This window comes from Alkalihalobacillus sp. R86527, assembly GCF_042466185.1.
In the GTDB taxonomy this organism is placed as follows: Bacteria; Bacillota; Bacilli; order Bacillales; family Guptibacillaceae; genus Guptibacillus.
The window spans coordinates 2862661-2888397 of the sequence record NZ_JAXHBW010000001.1 but is presented as its reverse complement, the minus strand read 5'-3'; the positions used below and the strand labels follow the sequence as shown (position 1 = coordinate 2888397).

The window sequence follows — 25737 nt, the reverse complement described above, 5'->3', positions numbered from 1 at the left end:
TCCTTCTATGTAAAAGAATGCCTGACTATTATTAATTTGTATGATTTTTAATTGATGATTGAATACCTTTAGTGATCAAATAATTTCCTGATAATCGGTTTAATTAATAGATATAACTATTAGACTAGGATATTTGGCTCGTATTAGTTTTCTAATATATTGATATTATGCAAAAAACCCTAATTATCTAATAAAAAAGTGGTAAATCTTTGGTAAAATAGAAGTGTAAAATTAAAAGGTCGGAATCATTAAGCGGGGGAAAAGCCATGTCTATCCATAATTTAAAAGTTCTTCACAACTCGATAGAAAAAGATGTGCCAAAATGGATTGTTTTTGCAAATAAGCTAGGTGAATACTTATATGATCATGGGTCTCATTACAATGCATCATCTAAAATAGTTATATCTCTTCCAACTCAACAATATTTCTCATTATTTGTTGCTATGGGGATAGCGGATAAGAAATTTTCAATTAATAAACAAACTAGGTCAATTCAGAAAACATTTCTAAGTTTGGGACCTGGCAGAAGAATCATTTATATTGATGACGATAAAACCAGAGAAATGTCGGTGTTAGCAGTTGAAGAAAGTCCAGTCTTCAAGGGTGAAATGCTTCTGCATGTAAAGGATGGAAGTGTTAAGTACGGAATTCCTGAGCGGCAATGGTTAGAAAAAGTAATTATTCTCGATGAAGAACATGAAAATATTAAGAAAACAATGAAAGTAAAAAAAGGAAAGCAGCTGGGATTAACCGAGAATACCTTCTTGAAAAATGTCTATCCTCATAATCAATTGAATAAAAATGCGTTTTTTCCTGGAGATCATTTTTACCTAGTAGGAAATTTATCTGATATTGAAGAGTGGCTTTCAGAAAAAATCTTTATATCTAACGGAGAAAAAGGGTCCTTGCAAGACTTTTTATTTTTGGACTCCAAAAATAGTTATACAAACGGAAAATTGATTTCTTCACAGAAAAAGAAGTTAGAGTTCGATATTTGTGATAGTACACCTGTAATCTTTTCTGATTCATTAAGTTATCTCAATCAAAAGAGGAGATTTCTGAATAATCCCCAAATAATTATTACAAGCAGAACTGACAGTGAAAGTAGATTTATAGAAATAATGGAGCAGTTAAAGATGGAATACCTTCAAAATGAAACTGCTTTAATTACTGAAGATGTGCAAAATTTTCTAAGAACCAGTGATGTTGAAGTTCCGAGTGGTATTGAGCTAATGGGATGGAGGTGCAAATCATGAGTTTTCATAATGTGTTAGATCAATATGCAATAGAAAGCAGCAAAGTTTCATTTAAACATGTCAGTAATAGTACATTAAATAAATTAGCATTAAAAATAAATCAACTGCGAATAGAAATTATTAACCATTATGAGTATGATGAGCATCTCTTGGAAGTACTTAATATAGTAAGAAAATGTTTCTTTAAATTAGTTTCAGGGGTTAATACGTATGATCAACTAATTACTAAAGAGTTAGAAAAAGAAGTATTAATGAATCTTACTAAAGTTAAAGACAGTTACCCAGACTTGTTTAATTCTGTTGTATTAGATATTGCAAAATTGATCAAAAAATTATCGGAGACTACAGATAATAGTTTGCAAGAAGCTATTATCAATTTCCTTAACAAAGAGAAGGATAAGACTGGATTAAAAATAGCTATTATTTCAAAAAGTGCGTTATCAACTGAAGAAAAAGATATAGTAAAGAAAAAATGTGAAACATCGTTAAGAATAAGATTCTTCACTTTTAGTGGTTACAGAAAAAACTTAATGGTATATGACAAAGTCGTATACATAGGCAGTCCAGATTACTTTGGAGAAGCTGCTAAAAGGAATTTTAACAGCAAATGCATTACCTTCTTTTCATATGATTTTTTCCCGAATCAGATTGAACCTAAGAATATACTTAGTGAAATAGGCAGTAAGGGGATTATTAGTACTGTTTTTGAGCATGTACAAATAGAAAGGCCGCTAAAACCACAGAGAGAAATCTTCTTGGCAGAACGGGAATATAAAGAAGAAGCTGTTATTGAGTTGGTAGAGAAGTCTCTTAGTACAACAGATAGTTATCAAGATAATATAGAAGCAAAAGTCGTTATGTTAGAAAACAATCGGGTTATTTTTATTCCATCAGATGCGAAAGTAAGAATCTTCTCGCCTAACTCAAAAATTAAAGCAGTAATACAAAAAAGCTTTGCTGAGGTAGAAGAAGATAATTTTATTGTAATAAGGAACGAAAGTGACAGCAAATTAATTGCGGAAGTAGCAGATCGGGAAGTACTTAAAGATAAGGCAGATTCTTATAGAAAAATGCAGCAACATTGGAAAGAGCGATTAAGAAAGGTAGTAGAAAAGAAAGGGTTAAAATTGGTAAGTGATATTCTCCAGAGAAAACATCATATGAAAACTGCCTCACCTGCTTTAGTAAGATCTTGGTGCAGTCAGGAGTCAATTTGTCCCACAGAACTAGAATTGCTGTTAAGTGCTTTAAAATATAAGGCTGAAAGAATAACGAAAATTTGTACTACTATGAACGCTATAAAAAGTGCACATATAAGCGCTGGCAGAATAATTTCGGATAAGTTAATGTCGGAATTATCTGTTGACATCGATTCCGAACTTCAAGAAAAAGGATTCTATACGTTTGCTTCAATAGAGTTTAACGGTGCTTCCTTTAATGTAGAAAGAATTGTCTCTATTAATCATACAATTCGCACAGTAGCTTCATCAAATGTAATGAAAGTAATGAATCTAAACTAACATAAAGGAATGATTAGGATGAACTTACAAGATTCTTTGTTTAATAGAGAAATAGTTCATAACAATGTAAAAGAAGAGATCATTGGCCCCTCAAAAATTAGAAACCACTATAAGGAATTTAATCCGATAGGAACAACAGTATTTGAGACGAAGGAAGAATTTTATAAACCTTACTACTGGTTGGTTGGAGAGGAGAAAGAAGAGATACTGCAAAGAGAAAGTCCTAGTGAAAGGTACGTGAGCAGCATGCTTTATCCCATGAGATCCAGTTCTAACGATGAAGCTGCACTCGAAACCCCCATTCATGAAGAAAATGATGAAGTGCCGCAAGATGAAATGGACTTAGAAATTGATCAGATAACTGAAACAGATAATGAAGAAAGTTCTGAAGATCATGGTGAAGTTGAGCTCCTTCCTCAATCCAATGATTTTATGCCTTCTACAATGGGACTGACATTTTGTATAGATAAAGATGTTCCCAATTTACAAGTTAAGATTGAAGCAGGTACATATACACCACATACTGTTTATCTAAAAGAAGGAGGACACAGCTCTCATATATGGTGGTTACGGGAGTCAATACAAGGTGTCTGGGATTTAGCTATTAAGGATCTCTGGGAAGGCAAACAAAAAAAACATGTTGTGAGATTAAAGAATGGAAAAGACCAAACCATTAGTCATTTAAATATTCAGTTTCAAGGTCGAATCCGAGAAATTAACGACAAGTACATCATTACCATTAGTGTGACGAACCGTACCCAAGATAAGAATAGCATGAGATTACAACAGCTAATCCTATTCCAATCAAAGTTAGTTATATCAACTCCTAACAATTACTTTTTCTCTTATTATCCAAAAGATTATCAGATGGAGAATAAAATGAATGATGAAGAAGCTTCTGCAGAATTACTTTATAGAAATGAATATGTGTATGGGTTTGGACATGGATGTTCAACTCATTGGGAGCAAAATAATGAGCAGATCCAAGAGATTTCAACCACTTTTATGCCCGAGTATGAATCTCTTAGTATGACGCCTAACGTGTATGTGTATGAAGGAAGCAAGAAAGTAGAGCTCAAAGTAAAAATGAGCGATTTAGCTGGTTTATCTTCAAATAAAAAAGCTGATGAGATATTGCAGCCTTTAATTGAAGGTTATAGAGACTGGATCTCTAAGAAGGAGCTGGAGGTGAAGTCGGTGCCAACTCCTCTGAAGCCTGCTGCTGAACGCCACATTAATCTTTGTAAGGAATCATTAGATAGAATAGATCGTGGTCTAGAGGTGTTGCTAAACAACAAAAAGGCGTTAAAAGCTTTTGAACTTGCTAATCTGGCAATATTACTTCAACAGCGGAATGGTAAGGCAATTAGGAATGGTAAAGTCAGAGATGGGAAAATAGCATTTGATAAACAATTTGGCGAAACTATTGAGTATGAAGAGTCATTAAGAGACGCTGATAATACTTGGAGAGCATTTCAAATTGCGTTCATACTTATGTCCATGGAATCTATAATTGATGAAAAATCTGATGATAGAGAAATAGTTGATCTCATTTGGTTTCCGACTGGAGGCGGTAAAACAGAAGCTTACTTAGGGGTTGCTGCTTTTCAGATGATTTATCGCAGATTAAAAGATCCCAATGATGCTGGAGTGGATGTCTTAATGAGATACACTTTAAGGCTATTAACTGCTGATCAGTTTCAACGATCTTCAAGGTTAATTTGTGCCTTAGAATACATTAGAAAAAAATCCGTACATCAATTAGGCGAAACTCCATTCTCAATAGGTATTTGGGTTGGAGCTAAAACAACACCTAATAAAAATAATAGAGCGAAAGCCGAATTAGAAAAATTGAGAAAGAAAATGAAAGATTCACAAGAGTTTATTGTTAATAACTGTCCTTGGTGTGGAGCAAAGATGGGGTATTATCCAGAAGAAAAAAGTAAAAAGAAACATTATTTCGGCTATAAAATGGAAAATAACGAGTTAGTCCTGCATTGTCCTGATCGTAATTGTAATTTTAGCGATGAATTACCAATTTACTTAGTGGATGAATCGATCTATAAGAAAAAACCAACGTTTTTAATTGGTACAATAGATAAGTTTGTTCAATTAGTTTGGAAACCCGAAGCTAGGTCATTATTTGGTCTAGGTTCCAATGGTGAACGTCTCGTGAGTCCTCCTTCATTAATTGTACAAGATGAATTACATCTCATATCAGGTCCTTTAGGAACATTAGCCGGATTGTTTGAAGCATTAGTTGAAGAGTTGTGTTTAAAAACTATTAATGGGAAAGTTATAAAGCCGAAAATAATATCAGCTACAGCAACGATCAATCAGTTTAATGAACAAGCACTAGCATTATTTGGAAGAGAAGAAGCAAGACTATTTCCAAGCCCTGGGCTGGATAGTAAAGACTCGTTCTTCGCCAAACCTGCATATTATGACGAAGAAGAAACACAGCCTATGCCAGGGAGAAAATATGTTGGTGTTTACACTCAAAAAGTAAGGCTTATGATGTCACAAGTTATGACGTTTTCTTCAATATTGCAGGCATCCTCGGAGATTGAGGACAAACAAAGAGATCCTTATTGGACATTGCTAACATTTTACAATACGCTCCGTGAATTAGGAGGAGGACTAACCTTAACTCAAACGGATATACCCCAATACTCATCTGCATTGACTAATAGAAAAGGTATGTCAAACGATATAAGATACATTAATAATTACCTTGAATTAACATCTCGAAAGCAAAGTCACGAAATCTCTAAGACAATTGATGACCTTAAAGTTAATTATAAGGTTGAAGAAGATAAAAAAGATAAAGAAGTAATAGATTTGTGTTTGGCATCCAACATAATTGAAGTAGGTGTCGATATTGACCGCCTTTCAGTAATGGCAATTGTGGGTCAGCCTAAAATGACAGCCCAATATATTCAAGTTAGCGGCCGGGTTGGCCGGAAGTGGTGGGAGCGTCCAGGTCTGGTGTTTACCTTATACGCGAACACTAAATCAAGGGATAAATCACACTTCGAGCACTTTAGACAATATCATCAAAGACTTTACTCTCAAGTTGAACCGACGAGTGTGACACCATTTTCTGACGCTTGTTTAGATAAAGGGCTACAGGCAGTTGTCATTGGCTTCCTTCGTCAGGCACTTTCTCAATACATCGCTCAAACTCCAGATTGGAGAGAGATTGAAAAGTTTATGGTTAAAAAAATTGTTCCTTTTTATAATCGTTTAGTTAAAAGAGTAGAATTAGTTGATCAAGAACAAGTAGATGAATTTAAAGTGAGATTTAAGCAAATCTTAAAAAACCTTGAGTTAGGTGCTTATAATTCCTGGGAGGTTGACAAAGAAGTAGAAGGATATATGTATGCTGCCGGTAAAAACATCCCTCCCGCATTAAAGAAGAATTCAATTCCGATGATAAATTCCCTCCGTAATGTAGATGCAGAGTGCAGGGGGCTTATAGTCTCTTTATATCAATCTATGGAAGATATAGATCAAGCTAGTAGTTGGGAGGAGTTGCTTTCATGAAAGAGATACCATTAAGGAGCAGTCAATTAATTACAACATTTGGACCTGGTGCACTTGTGATAAGCCCTACAGGAGAATCGGCACTAATTGGGTCATTAGATAAATGGTTTTATGATAAATATGATAATAAAGCAAAAGAAATGAATGAATATGAAATTGTTGAACCTAGGCTGCGATCAGCACTAAAGGTCAGTAAACTGTTTATGCCGCCTGATTTTAGACAAGGTTATCAATTTAGGGGTGACGTGTTAGGGAATTCACAATCAAATACAGATATTTATATACCTTTGTTGAGATTTCCATCATGGCAGTACTGCCAATACTGTAAGACATTGCATCAAGCTCAATTGTCTCATAGGTCCAGTTTTCTTACATGTAAAGGCTGTAATAGAAAAAGTAAAATGATTCAAGTTCCTTTTGTTATAGTGTGCGAACATGGACATTTATCAGATTTTCCATGGAGAGAGTGGGTTCATAAGGATGAAGACACAAGGTGTGAAGGATTGCTGAAAATGGTCTCAACTGGAGGGGCTACTCTGGATTCCCTTAAAGTAAAATGCAGCTGCAATCAAGAACGCTCGTTACGTGGAATCATGTCTAGGAAAAACAATATCCAGCAAGAAGAATCGGGAGTTAGTGAACTTAGTAAGATGCTTAATGCTTCTGAAAAGTTATATGAGTGTCCTGGAAGCAAACCTTGGTACGGCTCAGCGGAAGAAAGTGAGCCTTGTAATGCTTATCCAATTGCGGTTCTCAAGAACTCAATAAATGTTTATTTCCCGAATAAGTTAAGTGCAATCTATCTGCCAGGAGAAAACAAAAATGCAGAAGAGATTATTAATATATTTGAAAGAAATCATATAACTCCGTCTCTTCTTAATATGACAGGTAAAGAAACAATAGAAGACAAGATAAAATATGTGAAGAGGTTCTGCCCGGCAGTTATAGAGGATTATAGTGATAAAGATATCGAGCTTGCAATCTTATATACTGAAGGTGAAATAGAGGTTGAATCAATTGAAGGGACGAATCCAAAGAACATAGAGCAGCATTTACGGAGAAAGGAGTTCGAAGTCCTTATATCTGAACTCGATAATAAGAACTTAAAAGTGAAAAAATCATGGATGAAAGGAGATCCTTCGGAACACAGCATAAGTAAGTTTTTCAATAAGGTCAACAAAGTTACGAAATTAAAAGAAACCATTGCCTTAACAGGGTTTAATAGATTGAGTTCTGATAGTAATAGTGGAGGCATTAACCAGCTTTTAGAAGGTAAAAAATTGTTATTCAAAAACCCTGATAAGCCAGAGAATAATTGGTTACCAGCATATAAAGTGTTTGGAGAAGGAATATTTTTCACTTTAGATGCTGAAAAATTGCAAGAGTGGGAAAGAAAGAGTGTAGTTAAAAAGTATTTTAATAGAATGCTTAAAAATGCAAGAAACTTAGAGATCGATATTGGTGACTCATTTGAAACTCCAAAACAAGTACTTCTGCATACGTTATCACACTTAATTATCAATGAATTAGCTCTAACATGCGGTTACAACGCAGCAGCATTAAGAGAAAGATTATATTTAGATGAGGATCAGTCAGGCATTCTCATTTACACTTCTTCTGGTGATATTGATGGAACTTTCGGAGGGCTTGTAAGGATGGGAAGAGAAGATGTTTTCTTCAACATTGTAACGAGAGCATTAGAGAAAGCAGGATGGTGCAGTTCAGATCCTGTCTGCTCTGAAATAGGAAGAGAAGCTGGCCAAGGAGTTAACAATATTAATGGAGCTTCATGTCATTCTTGTTCTTATTTACCTGAAACCTCGTGTGAGGCTGTTAATCTGTTTTTAGATAGAACATTACTGATTGATCCAAGAGTGGGCTTTTTTGATATGGTAAGAGTATAAGGCATATCCATTTATTTAATAGAAGCCAAAGCATTCAAGTTAATAAAGGAGTATCTATTAAAGAGCAGAGATAACTATTCTCTGCTCTTTCTGTTTGTAAATTAAATCCGATTAAAGTACACCATTATAATAAGAATAAATTTCAATTTGATAAAGTTTAATAAATGGTTTATGCTGCTAATATAAGATATAATTAAAATAGAACGTACGTTCTTTGAGAATGGGTAGTAGGAGATGAACTAACGTGGGGAAAATAAAAGTAATTGATTTATTTTCAGGAGCCGGCGGTCTTAGTAATGGCTTTGAGCAAACGGGAAGGTTTGAGGTAGTAGGAGCAGTAGAAATAGATAAATGGGCTGCTGAAACGTATAAACAAAATCATAGTAATCAAGAAAATCAAGACATTATCATTAAGGACGCAAATGGAAAAAGTGATATCACAAATATAGATTTCGAGTTAAAATTTAAACACCTTGATAAAAATAATCTTGTTGTAATTGGAGGCCCGCCATGTCAGGGATTCTCCAATGCCAATAGGCAAAAAAATTATCTTATATCCGGAAATAATTTATTAGTATTAGAGTTTGTGAGAGCAATTAGACAAATTCAGCCTATAGCTTTTTTAATGGAGAATGTAAAAAATGTAATTTCAAACAAGCATAAATTCTATGTTACAAATTATATAGAGAATAAAAGATATAAATATACTTCCAGAGAATATATAGAGAGTATCTCCTCTGGAAAGACAAACCTCTTTAATCCAGAAGAATTGATAGTTGTAGAATCTGAAAATGTGTCTCTTAAAAATGAATTTGAAAATATATGTGCAATGTTTAATGATAATGATCTCATCCCGATTATTAATGGTAAACGAGAGCTTTCTATGCTACGTAAATTGCATAAATTAGGTGGAAAAAATAAGCTGATAAATTTTGAGAAAAATAATGAAAAAAATGAGATTAAGCTTATTGTTGATAGTATTATGTATTATAAAAAAAGCATTAATATCATAAATGATGCTTCAATTTTAGATAAAGCACAGATGATTTTGAATGAGTTGTCTGAAGGACAAAAAGTTGAAGGTGAGGAATTATTAAAGGTCTTAAACCCTCTGATAGAACTAAATAAACTTTTATCAGGATTAATGGGGATACAGAACGAAGAAATTGAACTCCAGAAAGAAATTAAACCTACACTGGATGAAGCCAATTCAATAATAATGGTAAAAGCTAACGTACTGTCTTATAATCTTGTCGATTATCTCATTAACGAGTTTAAAAAAATGGGGTATATAACAAATAAAGGAACTAAGGATAAGGCAATAATAAATGCTGCTGATTTCGGAGTTCCGCAAAATCGTAATAGATTTATGCTGTTAGGTATAAAGGAAGGATTGTTAAAGGAACACTTAACAGAAATTGATTTACCAGAAAAGTCAATTATTAATAAACCATTTACTGTTGAAGATGCTATAAAGGATTTAGAAAAGATTAATCCAAGTCCAGAAGCTTCTTCTATTAAGAATACAGATTACCATTATGACGAGAGCAGTTCTTCTCCATTGCAAAGTTATTATCGTAAACAAATGGAAGAGGAAGACAAATATACTATCTATAATCATGTAAATACTAAGAGCAAAGAATTAAGTAAAAAACGATTTGAGGCTATACAAGAACAAAACGGCAAGAATTTTCATAGTCTATCGGATGAATTGAAAAGCACCTATGCTGACACTGCTAGAACACAAAATACAATTTACCTAAGATTAAATTATGAGGACCCTTCACCTACAGTAGTCAATGTGAGAAAATCTATGTGGAGTCATCCAGTAAATTCAGTTGCAATAAGTATAAGAGAAGCTGCAAGGTTGCAATCATTTAGAGATGACTTTATTTTTACAGGGTCTAAGGATCGTCAATACCAACAAATAGGAAATGCTGTTCCTCCGTTATTGGCAAGAGCTGTAGCAGAAAAAATGTTAGAGTTACTAGATATAGATATGGAGCCTGAAGAGTATTTAATAGACGAGTTAGGGCTAAAAGAACTATAAACTAAAGGGACAACCGGACATCCGGTTGTCCCTTTAATTATGGTTTGTAAATAGGAAGGTATCCCTAGAAAAATGATTTTGTTATAATTTAGTAAATAATAAGTTAGGAGTTTCTATATGAATACGGTAATAACTCAACCTTCAGCAGCACCGGTTATTCAAGCTTTAAGATCATTAGGGTATAATAGCAAAACTGCAATAGCAGATATCATTGACAATAGTGTTGATGCAAAGGCTGCAGAGATAAATCTAGTGCTTAGTTATTTTGACGGTGATGGACTAATTACGATTAGTGATAACGGTAATGGAATGTGTGAAGAGACATTGCAGGCTGCCATGAATATTGGTTCGAAAGATCCCAGGGAGTTTAGAAACCCTGAAGAACTTGGTAGATTTGGCATGGGTCTAAAGACTGCTTCTTTTTCACTAGGAAAGAGATTAAGTGTTTTGACAAAGCAAGATGGTGTTTATCATGAAAGGTGTTGGGATCTTGATCATGTATCCACTTGTAATGAGTGGCAGCTATTTAAACAAATCCCCTTGGAAGTAAGAGAGAAGATTGGTGATATTGAAGGTGTTAACGGAACTATTGTTTGTATAGATAAGCTGGATCGTTTTACTGGTTATGAAACTGGTAATTTAATTCAAGAAAGCAGTTTCTATACGAAAGTAAGAAGAATCCATAATCATTTAGAATTTGTTTTTCATACTCTGTTAGAAAATAAGAAGGTACATATATCAATTAATGGAACTAATATATCTCCCTGGGATCCATTCATGATAAAACACCCCTCAACTATTGAAGGCGAAACTCAATTGATAAGAGTTAATGGACAAAGAATCAAAGTTAAGTATTTTATATTACCACATGCTTCTCACCTAAATATTCAGGAATACAAAGAGGGAGGAGGCAGTAAAGGGTGGCGTGATCAGCAAGGGTTTTATATCTATAGAGAGAATCGACTTTTGTATTATGGAGACTGGCTGGGGTTATTTCAAAAGGATGCATCTTCTCAGCTCGTAAGAATTAGAATTGATATACCAAACACTGCTGATTCAACTTGGGGAGTAGATATTAAGAAGTCTTCAATTACTCCTCCCGAGGATGCTATGTCTCGTTTAGAATCTATTGCTAAATTGGCTAGACGAGTTTCTAAAGACATATTCTATTTTAGAACAAAGAGTGAATCTTCCAATTCTACATATAAAGGCAACCTCAACACGTGGGAACAATCTGGTACAAATAATGGCCCTCAATTTGTTTTAAATAGAAATCATCCTATACTATCTGAAATCTTTGGAAATATTGATGATAAAACTTCTAAACTGCTGAATCTCTATCTGAAATTTGTTCAACTAGGATCTCCAAGCAATATTATTGATACTCCCAAAAGTGAAAATGAAAATGTGCAGAATATTACTGATGCACAAAAATCATTGGTAATTCAATTTGCAAATACGATGATCAGTTTAGAAGTGGCAGAGGGAGAAGAACAACTAATTAATGCTTTATCTTCACAAGCAGCGTTTGATGGAATCAATAGATCAACGTTAAAACACATCTTAAGAATGGAGAATGTAGTAAATGGAAGAAGCGGCTAAGAAGATGTTTGAACAAACTTTTAGGAATAGTTACTTTATGTTCTTACAACATGGTAAAGGACAAGAAGAATCTGCAGAAACAGCTTTTAACATGGCAAAAATGTCAATTCAAACTTATCAGGATGTAAGTGAGGAAACTAAACAACAATGGTATCTTGAATTGTTATTTGATTATAAGATTAGTCTAACTTTTAAAAAGCCTGCTGTTATGAGAGAACAGAAGAAAAAAGAGTGGTATAATCCAAGCCAAGTTGCCTCGGGATTTTATTGGTCAAGATACAGAGAGTACCTTTCTCGAGTAAAGGAGTGGCCGCAAAAGGTTGTTGAGTCTATTGATAGTTCAACTAATGAGATTATGTATTCCTTAGGTGACCCAAATGATAGACAACCGTTTGACTATAGAGGGTTGGTATTAGGTTATGTGCAATCTGGGAAGACAGCAAACTTTACTGGGTTAATTAATAAGGCTTATGATGTGGGCTATAAATTGGTTATTGTACTGTCTGGCATACATAATGATCTCCGTGCACAAACTCAAATTAGACTAAATGAAGAAGTAATAGGAATTAGTCAAGATGATCAAGGTGCTCCAATTGGAGTAGCACAAATTATAGAAAATTCACCAAGACATGTCATTCAGTCTTGGACAACTGTACACCGTGATATTACTTCAGAATCAATAGGCGTTAGAGAGTTAAACAATTCAACTTTGATGGTAGTGAAAAAAAATAAAACAGTATTAGAATCTCTTAAAGAACAGCTTATTTATCATAAAAAATTATTTAATCTAGATATTCCAGTTTTAATTATTGATGATGAAGCAGATCAAGCTTCTGTAGATACTTCTAATCCAAACAAAGATGAAGATCCTAAAACAATAAACAAGCTCGTAAGACAAATATTGGAAGTATTCGACCGTAAATGTTATGTAGGTTATACTGCAACTCCTTTTGCTAACCTTCTTATCAGCGCAAACGGAAAAACTGAAAGCGAGGGAAAAGATCTCTATCCAAAAGATTTTCTCATTGGATTACCTAAGCCAGAGCAATATTGCGGACCAGAGGAATTCTTTAATGTTGAAGAAGATGCCGATGATCCTAGACCAAGTCTTATAAGACCGCTAAGAAGTAACGATATCGAAGTATTTACGGGGATAAAAAAGAAAGAAGATGCGGATAAAATCGATAAAATCCCTCCTCAAATGGAAGAGTCCATCATGGCATTTTTATTAACGATTGCCATAAGAAATCTAAGAGGCCAAACTAAAAAACATAATTCAATGCTTATTCATACTTCCCGTTTCAAAGATGTTCAATCAAGCGTAAAAGAAGGTGTGGAAAAAGCATTTGAGTATATTGTTGAACAGATTCAGTATAATTCTGAAGGGAAAACTGTTGCCGCGCTAAAAGATCTGTATGAAACTGATTTTCTGGACACTACATTACAGTGGCCTGAAAAATATACTCCATACGAATGGACCAAAGTTTATGACGAATTAAGAAATTCTTCAAAGACTGTTCAGGTATTTGAGATTAATGGTAACAGTAAGGACGCTTTAGATTACAGTCTATACAAAAATAAAGGACTGAATGTCATTGCAGTAGGTGGTGACAAACTATCCCGGGGGCTTACACTGGAAGGACTAAGTATCACGTATTATTTTAGAAATACATTGATGTATGACACTTTAATGCAGATGGGCCGTTGGTTTGGTTATCGAAAAGGATATATGGATTTATGCAGAATTTATACTTCTGATGATATCGCTTCAAACTTTGAGCATTTAGCTATAGCCATGATTGAGTTAAGAGAAGAGTTTGAGAACCTGGCTTCTTCTAATAAAACTCCCAAAGATTATGCTGTAAAAATGCTTAGTCATCCAACAATGACATTAACCAATCCGCTTAAAATGAGAAATGCTTCCATCACAAATATTATGTATGGAGGGACATTACAGCAAACCAGGATGTTTGACATAAGAAGTCAGACGGTCATGAACAACATGGAGAAGACAAATCAGTTTATAAAGAAGATAAGCGAAAGAATGGAGATAAAAAGAGAAGGTTCAGGTAAGACAATATATCACTTGGCTAAAAATATTAAGCCACAAGATATCATAGAATATCTATCGGGTTATCAAACTAGTGGTTCTGAGTCCAAAGTAGATGTGAGTAAGATTACGAATTACATTAAACTGGCTAATGACAATAAAGAGTTACTTAATTGGACTGTTGCCCTTGTCGAAGGTGTTCCACGTGATAAAGATTTGATTAGATATGGTAAATTCCCAGTAAATGTTGGTGGGCTTTCTTTACAGTCAGCGGTTCTTAGGGGGATGAAAACAGAAGCTAGTAATTATAATCACACCGTTGACATAAGGGCAATAGTAGCAGCTGGTCAAGAGTTCATAGATATAGACCCTCAATTAAAAAAGGGTGTGAAAGGAAAAGAGAATATTAGAAGGTTAAGAGATAAAGAAAATGCTATTCTCCTTATATATCCGTTACATCCTAAAGTAGATATATTTGATAAGTCTAACACTTCTTTTAATAGCAGCTTAGTTCCCATCGGGTTTGCTATTTCGTTTCCAAATACAGATATAGATGAATCAAAGGTATATGAGACCAATAAAACAATAGGGTGAATATGATGGAAAAAGAAATAAATATTAAGCATATATTTGAAAGAATGCTTTTAGACCAGCGAAACATTGTCGATGATCAAGCATACAAAATGCAAGTAATTAATACAAGAGATCCAATAATGTTTGCTGGTTTAGATGGATTAAATAATAACAGATTGTTATATATTGATCTTGGAGTAAATGTTTGGGAACAAAGTAAGATTAATGGGCTGCCAAAATGGAAAGGTTTAAGTTTATTGGTCGAGTATTTTGAAAGAATCAGTGTAATAAAAGATAGATATTTCTTAATAATTAGGCAGGAAGAAGGTCACAGTGAGGAAATATTTGAAGTTGTGCTGCAGAATTTAATAGACCATATATTAGTTGAAGAGAATAGGGATTCCCTTTTTACAACTATTTATAAAGTTTTAGATCGATGGAGTCATTTCTTTCAGAAGGGTGGGTATCGACGCCTTTCTGACGAACAACAGAGAGGATTGTTTGGTGAATTATGGTATATAAAGCACTGGATGGAAGCAAATAAGGAAATTCCGCCTTTAATTGTTGAACAATGGGAGGGCCCAACTTCTGACCGAATAGATTTTAAAAATTCAAAGTGTGGAGTTGAAATTAAAACTGCTGTTGATAAGCTGACAAAGACTGTCAAGATATCAAATGAAAAACAGCTAAAGCTCTCTGATGCAGTTTCTACATTGTACTTATATGTATGTTTCTTAGAAAGAAGCAAGACACATGGTATGTCACTTCAAGAATTAGTCGAGGATGTCAGGAGACAAATTGGTTCCCAATCTGATAGGCTGCTTCTTCTATTCAATGACATGCTGATTGACTTAGGCTTCAGGGAAGAAGAATATAATGAAAACTATTTTTTCGTTGATAAAGTAGAGCTATATGAAGCTAATAATCGTTTTCCTAGAATTTGCTCAGAAAAACTTCCTAAAGGTATTTCTCATGTGAGTTATAGTATCGACCTAACTCATTGTATTGAGTTTGAGAGAAGTATAGAACAAGCTTATACTGTGTATTAAGAAAGGGCGTCTAATATGATAGAAGCAAGACAAAAAAAGGGATTCTTGAGTGAATTCCTAGAAGAAGTGGAAACAAAAGCAATTAAGATGGGAAGTTATGAGTTACCTTTATTAGAGAAAATGATTGAGTATATGGATAGACAGGATGATCCAGAGTCTTTTATTCCGGCTTATATTGATTCTTCAAAAAAGATTAAGGTTAATGCATATTCTTATGATGATGACCAAAAAAGCTTAGATTTGTATGTAGTAAACTACGATTTTGACCAAGATGAAGATACTTTGAAATCTATAACAATGACATCAATACTGGAATTTGCGAATATGGCAAAGAGGTTCGTAACTAATGCGAAGTCAATTGTAGAAACTATCGATAGATCAATGCCAGTTAGGGAACTAGGGAAAATTATTTTATCTGAGCAGCATGTTGTGGACGATATAAATATATTCGTACTCACTAACTTGTATTATGAATCTAACAAACCAATAGATCTCTCAATACCAGGGTATGAGTCAGTGAATGTACAAGTATGGGATATAGATCGGATTCAACAACTAGTAACCTCCGAGCAAGGAATACAATCTATCTACATTGATTTTGAAGAAGAGCTTGGAGAAACCTTTGAAATGATGTTTGTACCAGACCCTAAACAAGATGCTGTAAAAGATAATTTTGACTGTTATATAGGATTTATACCAGCAGAATTTTTAGCTAAAGCATATGATCAATGGGGTCCAAAACTTGTTGAGCGGAATGTTAGATCATTTTTACAAGCTAGAGGGGGAACCAATAAGGGAATTAGAGACACTCTAAAAGACCCCGATCAAAGACAGATGTTTGTGGCATACAATAATGGTATTTCTAGTGTGGCCCGCTCTGCGGAAATAACAAAAATAAAAGATAACGTAAACTTGTATCAAATCAAAGGATTAACAGGCTGGCAAATTGTTAATGGCGGTCAGACAACTGCATCAATTCATCAAGCTTATAAAAATGGGATAGATTTAAGTGATGTTTATATACAAGCAAAATTAACTATCCTACAAGTAGAAGCTGACAAAGAAAAGGACAGGCATTTATTAGAGGATGAGATGGTAGCTAAGATTTCCGAGTATGCTAATACGCAAAATAAGATAAATAAATCAGACTTATTATCCAATACTCGGTTTATGTCTGAAATTGAAAAGTATTCAAGAGATATATGGATACCAACGAAAGATGGTCGGAAATCTGAGAGTAAATGGTATTTTGAACGTGCTAGAGGTCAATATATGGTTGATATAAGCCGACGCAAGCGAGGCAGAGAGCAAAGTGAGTTTAAGAAACAATATCCCAAAGAGTTTGTACTTACAAAAGTTGATTTAGCAAAATACTTTATGTCGTGGGAAGGGTATCCACACATCTCTAGTAAAGGCGGGGAAATGGCTTTCAAGCGATTTATGGAAGCAAACAGACAATACTGGAAGCATGAAAGAGATGAAAATAACAATATCATAACTTTAGAAGAAATGACTAGTGAATCCTACAAGAAGCTTATAGCAAAAAGCATTATAAATTTACGTGTTAAGTCTATTGTTGAAGAAATGAATATAAGAGGGTACCGAGCAAATGTAGTATATTACACTGTATCAATACTCAATCATCTATATGGAGAAAAAATAGACTTGTTAACAGTGTGGGAAAATCAAACGTTGACCGATAAATGGGATGAACCAATTTGTATTATAGCTGAGAATACCTTAAATTACCTAAGAGAATCAGCAGGTGACCGAAATGTAACTCAGTGGGCAAAACAAGAAGCGTGCTGGGTCCAATTTAAAGAACAAAATTCTAAACAGCTGAGTAATATTTTATAGAAGAAATGTAAAACCCGCTAAATAGCGGGTTTTTTGAAAAGTTAATTTATTATATGACAATTAAACTCCTAATATAGTAAAATAATGGTTAAAATTTAAATATATACCATTACTTAAAAATAGGAGTCTGGTATTAATGTTTGATAATTACAATTTACCTAATGATGAAATTCACTTAGGAATACTTATGAAATTTGATTATTTAAAGGGGAGATTAATTAAAGGTCAAAAAGATATAAAAGGAGAGAGAGGCTCAGGTAAGAGGGTTGAACCAGATGAATTTGTTCCTGCAGAACATATACTTCATGATTTAATTAGGGGTTTCTATAAACCTAAAGGTAAAGAATATATTCTTTCATATCAAGCAACTGAGAATTCGGAAAATTATGGAACGCAAATAGGATGGATAAATAATAATCAAGGGTTATTTAGTGTAATTAATATGCTTCCTCCTAGTCGTCTCAAGGATAATAGAGCTAAAAGTGATATAAATGCTGCAAGGTACAACTTAGAAAATAAAATCCCTATTGGAATATTTCATAGAGTAGGAAAAGGAATTAATAGGTGTTTAGGTTTAGGGCTTATACATAGTGAGACAAAAGATGGTATTTTTATTGTAAAACCAATATCATTAATTGATGATTTGGAAATTTACAATAATAGAATAACAGATTTATCTAATATAGATGTAACTGAAAAAGAGTCCTTAATTAAAGTAAGAATAGGTCAGAGTAAATTTAAGAAATATTTACTTGAAGAGAGAAATTCCTGTTAACTGTGTAATCTTTCTAAAAAAGAGTTATTAATAGCTAGTCATATCATACCTTGGAGGTATTCAAGTTCATACCAAAAATTAGATGTGTTGAACGGATTATTACTTTGTCCAAATCACGATTCTTTATTTGATAAAGGATACATTTCATTTGAGGATAATGGAAAAGTAATTATCTCAAATGAAATAAGTATAAATGATGCTAATATATCAAATGTTAATTCGAATATGGGTATTTCAGTCTTAGAAGGTCAGCAAAAATATTTATCTTGGCACAGAAACAATATCTTAAGAAAATTTTAAATGAGGTTCTATAATAATATGAATAACGTAGGGTTAGAAGATATGAAAGACAGCTATGGTTACTTATTTGAAATTGAGAATTTTCTTAGAGATTTTATTATTTACCAAATGGAAAAAGAATATGGTTATAATTGGCGACTTCATTCTCTGAAATTAATTGATAACTCAATAACAAAAAAAAGATTTATGACTTATATTATCACGAACTGATCTCATATATAAACATGTATAAATGCTTATACTCTAGGTTGCCATTATTAATTGTTAGTAAATTAAAATCTATATCCCAAATAAGAAACAAGATAGCACATAATATTTGGTTAGAGAGAAATGAAATAGAGATTCTTTACAATTTACATAAAGAAATTTCATATTACAAAGGGGAGCTTAATAGTGCCGATATATAACAAACTTATTAGAGATAATATCCCACAAATTATTAAAGCCACAGGGAAAGAATTCAATATTAAGACTCTTAACAATGCAGAATACAAAGAAGAACTCCAAACAAAGCTCAAAGAAGAACTGGAAGAATACTTACAAGCAACAAAAGACAATGAATCTATTGAAGAACTAGCGGATATGTTAGAAATTATTCATTCTTTAACTACAATCCACCATTCTTCAATTGAAGAACTAGAAATGGTAAGGAAAGAAAAGAAAGCTAAACGCGGAGGATTCGAAGAAAAAATTTACTTGATTGATGTTGAAGATGAGTAAGATTCAACTAGTATCTGAAAGACTGTACGACTACCTTGTACCAGAGATAGATAGCTCTGACTCTATTTATATATTGACCTCATTTGTAATGCGTTCAGGTGTTGAATTACTATATCCCTATTTAAAAGAAGCCCTTAATAGAGGAGCAAGTGTTAAATTTTGTGCTGGTGATTACCTTTATGTTACGCAGCCGAAAGCATTAAGCTTGTTACTAGAACTTGACGGAATTGAAGTCCGCTTGTTCCAAAGTAATGGCCGATCTTTTCATCCAAAAGCTTATCTGTTCGGACGGGAGAAAGGGGATGGAGCTTTCTTTGTAGGTTCATCAAATCTATCAAAATCAGCACTTACTGGTGGTGTGGAGTGGAATCTCTATGTTCCTGAGAGTAGTGCACCATCGACATATGAAGAAGCAGAAGATCAATTTCTACATACCTTCTATCATGAAAACACCATTCCTTTAAATGATGAAACTTTAAAGTCATATTATAATAGGTACGAACAATACCATTTAAAACATCCTGAACTGCATCAAACTTGGACTGATTTAGAAGAAGTTGATATGACAATAGGTGTTCCCTCTGAGCAAGATACGATAAAAGAACGCAATGAGTTATATGAAGTGAAACCACAAACTAAGTTAACACCTAGACCAGCCCAAAGAGAAGCTCTCGAAGCGCTAGAATCAACTCTTGAAGAAGATTATACAAGTGCAATGGTGGTACTACCAACTGGAATAGGGAAGACATATCTAGCTGCTTTTTTTGCTCGCTCGTTTAAAAGGGTTCTTTTTATTGCACATAGAGAAGAGATTTTGTACCAAGCGAAGCGGTCATTTCATCATGTTATTCCCAATCGTTCCACAGGTATTTACAATGGCAAGGAAAAAGAAATGGCTGATATGATGTTTGCTTCTGTTTTCACTATCGGACAGGAAAAGAATTTACATCGCTTTTCTCCTGATGAATTTGATCTTATTGTGGTGGATGAATTTCACCATGCAGCTGCACCTTCTTATCAAGGGATAATAGACTACTTTAATCCTAAGTTTTTATTAGGAATAACCGCAACCCCTGACAGGATGGATAATAAGGACGTCTATGCGCTGTGTAATGGAAATGTTGCTTACCAGATGCATTTTATTGAAGCTATTGAGCAAGACTGGCTGACTCCATTTCGTTTCTATGGTGTTTATGATGAGACAGACTATTCAAGTATTACGTGGTTGGGGAATAAATACGATAAAGAAGAGTTGTTACAAGTACAACTTAAGGAAGAGCTAGCCCAAAAAATCCTGGAAGCATGGCTGCAACATAAGCAAACAAGGTCGATTGGATTTTGCTCCTCAATCAGACAAGCCGTGTTTCTAGCTAATTATTTCAACAAGAATGGCTATAAAGCTATTAGCTTACATTCCAAATCGGATTACAATAGAGCAGAAGCGATTCATAGTTTATCTTCTGGTGATATAGACATCATCTTTACGGTAGATCTATTTAATGAAGGTGTAGATATTCCTCCTGTAGATACGCTGCTGTTCGCAAGGCCAACTGAATCATTGACCGTCTTTACCCAGCAGGTAGGTAGAGGGCTGAGGCTATTTGAAGGTAAATCTTATTGTAATATTATCGATCTGATTGGAAACTATCGTAATGCTGATATTAAACTCTCTTTGTTTGATACGGTCCCGGCTAAAGGTACTAAAACAAATAATGTTGAACCTGTTGTCCCAGCTAATTGCGAGTTAAACTTGGATTTGAAAGTTATAGATCTACTGAAGGAGCTTAATCGCAAAAGGCAGCCACGTAAAGAGAAATTGTATGATGCTTATTATAATGTAAAGCTAGAACTTGGGGGGCGTCCAAGTTATACAGAGCTTCACCGGAAAGGTTCTGAAGATAGTAAAGGATATAAACAGGAATTCAAGTCATATATAGGGTTTCTAAACTGGGCAAACGAACTGGACGAGGAAGAAAAGGAAGTATTTAATAAGCAAAGTAAGTGGATTACAGAGGTTGAGCGAACCAATATGACCAAGAGTTATAAGATGGTTGTTCTTAAGTATATGTTAAGTAGAGGGTTAGAACATTGGTTAGATTCTGTTACACCAACCGAAGTTGCGCCATATTTTCACCACTACCTTACTGAGGTGGACTACCGAAAATTAAAAGATTTCTCAGATAAAACAACGAAAAAACTATGGGTATATGATGAAAAGAAAGTAAGTAATTTGATTGCAACTATGCCGATGACTAAGTGGAGTAGTAGTTCCAAGGGGTTAGTTTCATTCGAAGATAATGTATTTCAATTTAATGTTGAAGTTGCTAATGAAGAAGAAAATAACTATTTATACAACTGGACAAAGGAAATATGTGAGTATCGATTGCGGGAGCACTTTGAGAAAAAAGCTATGGAATCGAGGGGACGGTTCTCATGATTCAGGGTAATGATAATTTGTTAAAAGGAGCATTCATTATTGGGATAATGGATGCTCCTTTTGTTTGTGAAAAGAATTTAACTATGCCATCAAAATCTGCTTCCCATACTCTAAGTGCTTGACCATTTCCTCAACGGCTTCTGTATGTTGTCCACTCTTGATATGTTCAAAGATTCTTAAGTGATCTTCGTAGGAAACAAGCATGCGATTTTCTTGTTTTCGGAACACGTTACTTGCGATCAATAGTAGTTTGTCCTGTATTTGATCCATAATTTGAATGAATTCTTTGTTATCGACGATTTTGATTAATTCGTTATGGAATTCAAAATCGAGGGAGAGGAATGCAAGAAATGAAGCGTTATTATAAATCTCGTTATCGATTAATGCTTTTTGCTGTTTTAGAATTTCTTCAATTCGTTTCTCTTCATCGTCCTGAATCGATTGCTGCGATAGTTTATTGACGACATGAGATTCAATGGCAATACGTAATTCATATATATCAAATGCTCTGTTTATTGATATTTCCTGTACAACTACTCCTTGTTTAGGCGCTTGTCTAATAAACCCCTCAATCTCCAACCGGTCCAATGCTGAACGAATTGGAGTGCGGCTCATTTCCAACCTTTCCACCAAGGAACGTTCGGATAAGAAATCACCGGGTTTTATTTCCCCTGTTATAATCAGCCTTCGTACTTCCTGATAGGCTCTTTCCTTTAATGTTAATTGGCTCAAGTCAATCTCTCCTTTTGAAACTGCGCGTATAGATTTTATGACTGCTATTACGTTAAGATATCTTCATCTTAACACTTAACTACCTCTTTTATAGAAGTATTCTCATGTTTTGCTTTAATCCTAAACATGTTTCTAGAAACGGTATCAACGACTAATAAAGCCCTCCTAATGTAAGATGTGCTGGCAAGCGTCATCTGATTGTATTGTGTGAAAATTATAAAATTACCTATTGCCAAAAGTGGCATGCCAGTTGTATACTAATATTATGATAACCCTTACATTTTTGAATGTCTACAATAAGTGGTGTTCTTTTTTTTTAGAATTTAGGGTTCCATCGTTAAATTTTACTAGGTAATGGAGGGGTACGAATGATGAAAGTTGGATTAGGTGCTGACCATAATGGTTTTGAATTCAAGGAAGAAATTAAGAAATATCTTGAAAATACCCTTGAAGTTGAGGTGGTTGATTTTGGTTGTCATAGTTGTGATGCAGTCGATTATCCAGCAGTCGCATTTGAAGTTGGGACTGCGATCAACAATGGCGAAGTAGACCGTGGCATTATTATTTGCGGTACGGGTCTTGGTGTCGCAATCGCTGCGAATAAAATACCAGGTATTCGCGCAGCAACTTGTCATGACGTGTATTCAGCAGAACGAGCGCAGCTGAGTAACAATGCTCAAATTCTAACGATGGGTTCTCAAGTGATTGGTCCAGAAGCTGGGAAGAAAATTGTCCGTGCTTATTTGGATGTTCAATTTAAGTCGAGTCATAAGGTTCAGCAAATTATTGATAAAGAAAATGAAATTCACAACGCGAAGCTATAAGGTAATGGATCTTTGAAGTTTCATGAGTGCTAATGCCAGGTTGTTAGGGGGAAAGTAGCTTGAAGAAGATTATCAATAATAATGAAAACCTCATACAGGAAATGCTTGAAGGATTTATGAATGCTCACGGTGAGATGTACAAGAAGCTAGAAACGACAAACGGCATCGTCTTGAAGGAAAAGAAGGAGAAGGTTGGCATTCTAATTGGCGGGGGAAGTGGACATGAACCACTTTTTCTAGGCTTCGTTGGAGAAGGTCTTGCTGATGGGGCTGCAGTGGGGAATGTGTTTGCAGCTCCGCCTCCATACAATGTGCTAGAAGTGACGAAAGCAATTGATTCCGGTAAGGGTGTTTTACACGTTTACGGAAATTATGCAGGTGACATTTTGAATTTCGATATGGCTAGTGAATTAGCTGAAATGGAAGGAATCACATGCAAATCGGTTTTGGTTCGGGATGATGTAGCATCTGCTCCATTAGAAAGGTATGAAGATCGTCGCGGAATTGCGGGAGATGTGTTCGTCATCAAGGTTGCTGGAGCCGCAGCAGATCAAGGCTTGTCTCTTGATGAGGTAGCGAGAGTGACGCAAAAGGCTGCGGACAACACCCGTTCAATTGGTGTCGCGTTAAGTCCAGGGATGATTCCAGGCCTTGAAAAACCAACGTTTCATTTGGCTGATGATGAGATCGAATTCGGTATGGGAATTCATGGTGAGCCTGGGATTGAACGAACCAAAATGATGAAAGCGGATGAGTTAACAGATCGTATGCTAGAATCTTTATTCAACGATTTCCATTATCAAGAAGGCGGCGAAGTTTGTGTGTTAGTTAATGGGCTAGGGGCTACTACCCAATTAGAACTGATGATTGTGAATCGTCGAGTGAATGAAGTGTTAAAACAAAAGGGAATTAAGATTCATCATAATGATGTGAACAGCTATTGTACCTCACAGGAAATGGGAGGAGTATCGATTTCTCTCTTACTCTTAGATGATGAATTGAAAGAGTATTATGATCAGCCTGCGTATTCCCCTTACTATATGAAGAAATAAGTTCAAATTGACTATGAAAGGGGAGCAAGAATGGAAAATTATTTAACCGTAAACGAAACGGTCGACATGCTTAAATACATTGGACAGCAAATTATTGATAGCAAACCATTTTTAACTGAAATCGATAGTGCGATTGGCGACGGCGATCATGGAATAGGGATGGAGATTGGCTTCAAAGCGGCAATCAATGAATTGAATAACCAGGAATTTCAGACGGTGAATCAAGTCTTTACAGAGACCGGAAAAGCGATGATTATGACGATGGGTGGCGCCTCTGGCGTTATTTTCGGGACGATGTTTCTAAGTGGATTTAATAAGTACCAAGATGTTACAGAATTAACGATTGAGAATCTTGCAGATGCATTTGAAACGTCGTTAGAAGCCATTAAAAAACGCGGGAAAGCACAGCTTGGGGATAAAACAATGGTTGATGGTCTTACTCCTGCAGTAGAGAGATTACGAGATAGTGCAAATGCAAATCACACACTCTTAGAAGGTCTTGCGAATGCTGCTGAAGGCGCGAAAGAAGGAGTCGAAGCTACGAAAGGCTACCTTGGTAGACTTGGGAGAGCTAAATCTCTTGGCGAACGAGCGATTGGGCATCAAGACGCTGGCGCTACTTCAGTTTGGATCATTTTTAACGCGATGCACGAATGGATTCAGGAGTATGCAGTAGTATGAAGAAATTCTACATCGGCACGAACTGGAAAATGACCAAAACCTTAGAAGAAGGACTGTTATACACGAGGGAATTGAAGAAGGTCAGCGAGCAGCTGGATCATTCGAAAATAGAATTGTTTATCATTCCTTCTCATCCATCACTCATTCCGATTAAGAGTGAAATTGAAGATTCAACAATCAAAATCGGTGCACAAAATATGCACTGGGAGGAACGAGGAGCTTATACGGGTGAGGTTTCACCATTGATGCTGCAAGAGATCGGCATGGACATCATTGAGCTCGGTCATTCTGAACGAAGAGCGTATTTTAATGAAACGGATAAAGCGATTAATAAGAAAGTCCATGCTGCGCTAAATGCAAACATGAAACCGCTTATCTGTATTGGCGAAAAGTTAGACGAGAAAGAAAATAACATCTCAGTAGAAACCTTGTCTAAACAAATCAAGCTGACTCTAAAAGGTCTAAACAAAGAGCATCTACCACATATCCTCTTAGCATATGAACCAGTTTGGGCAATAGGGGAAAATGGCATCCCTGCAGATTCCGCTTATGTTTCCTATATCCACGGTGAAATCCGTAAGATCTTAGTTGATTTGTTTGAGGAAACAGGGAGCCAAGTACCGATTTTATATGGCGGCAGTGTGAATCTAGACAATTACCTTTCGTATTTTGAAGACAAAAATGTAAACGGTTTATTTATTGGACGAGCAGCATGGGACATGATTTCTTTTGAAAAAATTCTCAAAACGTGTCATTCACTATTGTGAGCGTCTTTCACAGTTAATCAGTGTTATTCGCAAGCATTAAAA

Annotated in this window: 18 protein-coding genes; 17 read left to right on the top strand and 1 reads right to left on the bottom strand. The window is 34.9% G+C overall.

The window, feature by feature from the left end; genetic code table 11:
- Nucleotides 1-266 precede the first annotated feature (266 nt).
- The 13 genes from SJY16_RS15010 (at nucleotide 267) to SJY16_RS14950 (ending at nucleotide 21639) form a co-directional block, all read left to right on the top strand.
- Nucleotides 267-1256 (top strand): hypothetical protein, encoded by a 990-nt coding sequence (locus tag SJY16_RS15010; RefSeq protein WP_377890402.1) that lies wholly within the window; start codon nucleotides 267-269, stop codon nucleotides 1254-1256.
- Entirely contained in the window at nucleotides 1253-2776 is a 1524-nt protein-coding gene (locus SJY16_RS15005; RefSeq protein ID WP_377890400.1) for a hypothetical protein, read from the top strand. The genes SJY16_RS15010 and SJY16_RS15005 overlap by 4 nt, the downstream gene beginning before the upstream one ends.
- 18 nt (nucleotides 2777-2794) lie before the next feature.
- Nucleotides 2795-6322 carry a helicase-related protein gene (locus SJY16_RS15000; protein WP_377890399.1) on the top strand — a complete coding sequence of 1176 codons (3528 nt, stop codon included), beginning with the start codon at nucleotides 2795-2797 and terminating at the stop codon, nucleotides 6320-6322.
- A complete protein-coding gene (gene drmB / locus SJY16_RS14995; protein WP_377890397.1) occupies nucleotides 6319-8226 on the top strand; it encodes a DrmB family protein in 1908 nt (635 codons plus the stop codon). Before SJY16_RS15000 ends, drmB begins: the two co-directional genes overlap by 4 nt.
- 244 nt (nucleotides 8227-8470) lie before the next feature.
- Entirely contained in the window at nucleotides 8471-10276 is a 1806-nt protein-coding gene (locus SJY16_RS14990) for a DNA cytosine methyltransferase (RefSeq protein ID WP_377890396.1), read from the top strand.
- A 117-nt stretch (nucleotides 10277-10393) separates the two neighbouring features.
- Nucleotides 10394-11878 (top strand): ATP-binding protein, encoded by a 1485-nt coding sequence (locus SJY16_RS14985; protein WP_377890394.1) that lies wholly within the window; start codon nucleotides 10394-10396, stop codon nucleotides 11876-11878.
- Complete coding sequence (locus SJY16_RS14980) at nucleotides 11862-14522, top strand: Z1 domain-containing protein (protein ID WP_377890392.1); 2661 nt, start codon at nucleotides 11862-11864, stop codon at nucleotides 14520-14522. Before SJY16_RS14985 ends, SJY16_RS14980 begins: the two co-directional genes overlap by 17 nt.
- Nucleotides 14523-14524: 2 nt before the next feature.
- The gene (locus SJY16_RS14975; RefSeq protein WP_377890390.1) at nucleotides 14525-15550 is read left to right on the top strand and encodes a PD-(D/E)XK motif protein; all 1026 of its coding nucleotides are present in this window, start codon (nucleotides 14525-14527) and stop codon (nucleotides 15548-15550) included.
- Nucleotides 15551-15565: 15 nt separating this feature from the next.
- Nucleotides 15566-17407, top strand: a complete 1842-nt coding sequence (locus SJY16_RS14970) for an AIPR family protein (RefSeq protein ID WP_377890388.1) — start codon at nucleotides 15566-15568, stop codon at nucleotides 17405-17407.
- Nucleotides 17408-17543: 136 nt separating this feature from the next.
- The gene (locus tag SJY16_RS14965) at nucleotides 17544-18182 is read left to right on the top strand and encodes a hypothetical protein (protein ID WP_377890387.1); all 639 of its coding nucleotides are present in this window, start codon (nucleotides 17544-17546) and stop codon (nucleotides 18180-18182) included.
- A complete protein-coding gene (locus SJY16_RS14960; RefSeq protein ID WP_377892277.1) occupies nucleotides 18183-18482 on the top strand; it encodes an HNH endonuclease in 300 nt (99 codons plus the stop codon).
- A 393-nt stretch (nucleotides 18483-18875) separates the two neighbouring features.
- Nucleotides 18876-19202, top strand: a complete 327-nt coding sequence (locus tag SJY16_RS14955) for a phosphoribosyl-ATP pyrophosphohydrolase (RefSeq protein WP_377890385.1) — start codon at nucleotides 18876-18878, stop codon at nucleotides 19200-19202.
- On the top strand, nucleotides 19195-21639 hold the full coding sequence (locus tag SJY16_RS14950) for a DEAD/DEAH box helicase family protein (RefSeq protein ID WP_377890384.1): 2445 nt from the start codon (nucleotides 19195-19197) through the stop codon (nucleotides 21637-21639). The genes SJY16_RS14955 and SJY16_RS14950 overlap by 8 nt, the downstream gene beginning before the upstream one ends.
- Before the next feature lie 81 nt (nucleotides 21640-21720).
- On the opposite strand, the gene SJY16_RS14945 is transcribed toward SJY16_RS14950, so the two are convergent.
- Nucleotides 21721-22371: a GntR family transcriptional regulator gene (locus SJY16_RS14945; protein WP_377890382.1), complete on the bottom strand. Its 651-nt coding sequence runs from the start codon at nucleotides 22369-22371 to the stop codon at nucleotides 21721-21723.
- Nucleotides 22372-22742: 371 nt separating this feature from the next.
- Between SJY16_RS14945 and rpiB the strand changes: the two genes are divergently transcribed.
- From rpiB to SJY16_RS14925, 4 genes are read left to right on the top strand one after another with little or no spacing between them, the layout of a single operon-like run.
- Entirely contained in the window at nucleotides 22743-23195 is a 453-nt protein-coding gene (rpiB, locus tag SJY16_RS14940) for a ribose 5-phosphate isomerase B (protein WP_377892274.1), read from the top strand.
- 59 nt (nucleotides 23196-23254) lie between these two features.
- Nucleotides 23255-24247, top strand: coding sequence for a dihydroxyacetone kinase subunit DhaK (locus tag SJY16_RS14935; protein ID WP_377890380.1), 993 nt, complete (start codon nucleotides 23255-23257; stop codon nucleotides 24245-24247).
- Nucleotides 24248-24277: 30 nt separating this feature from the next.
- Nucleotides 24278-24928 carry a dihydroxyacetone kinase subunit DhaL gene (gene dhaL, locus SJY16_RS14930; RefSeq protein ID WP_377890379.1) on the top strand — a complete coding sequence of 217 codons (651 nt, stop codon included), beginning with the start codon at nucleotides 24278-24280 and terminating at the stop codon, nucleotides 24926-24928.
- The gene (locus SJY16_RS14925; protein WP_377890377.1) at nucleotides 24925-25695 is read left to right on the top strand and encodes a triose-phosphate isomerase; all 771 of its coding nucleotides are present in this window, start codon (nucleotides 24925-24927) and stop codon (nucleotides 25693-25695) included. Before dhaL ends, SJY16_RS14925 begins: the two co-directional genes overlap by 4 nt.
- Nucleotides 25696-25737 lie beyond the last annotated feature (42 nt).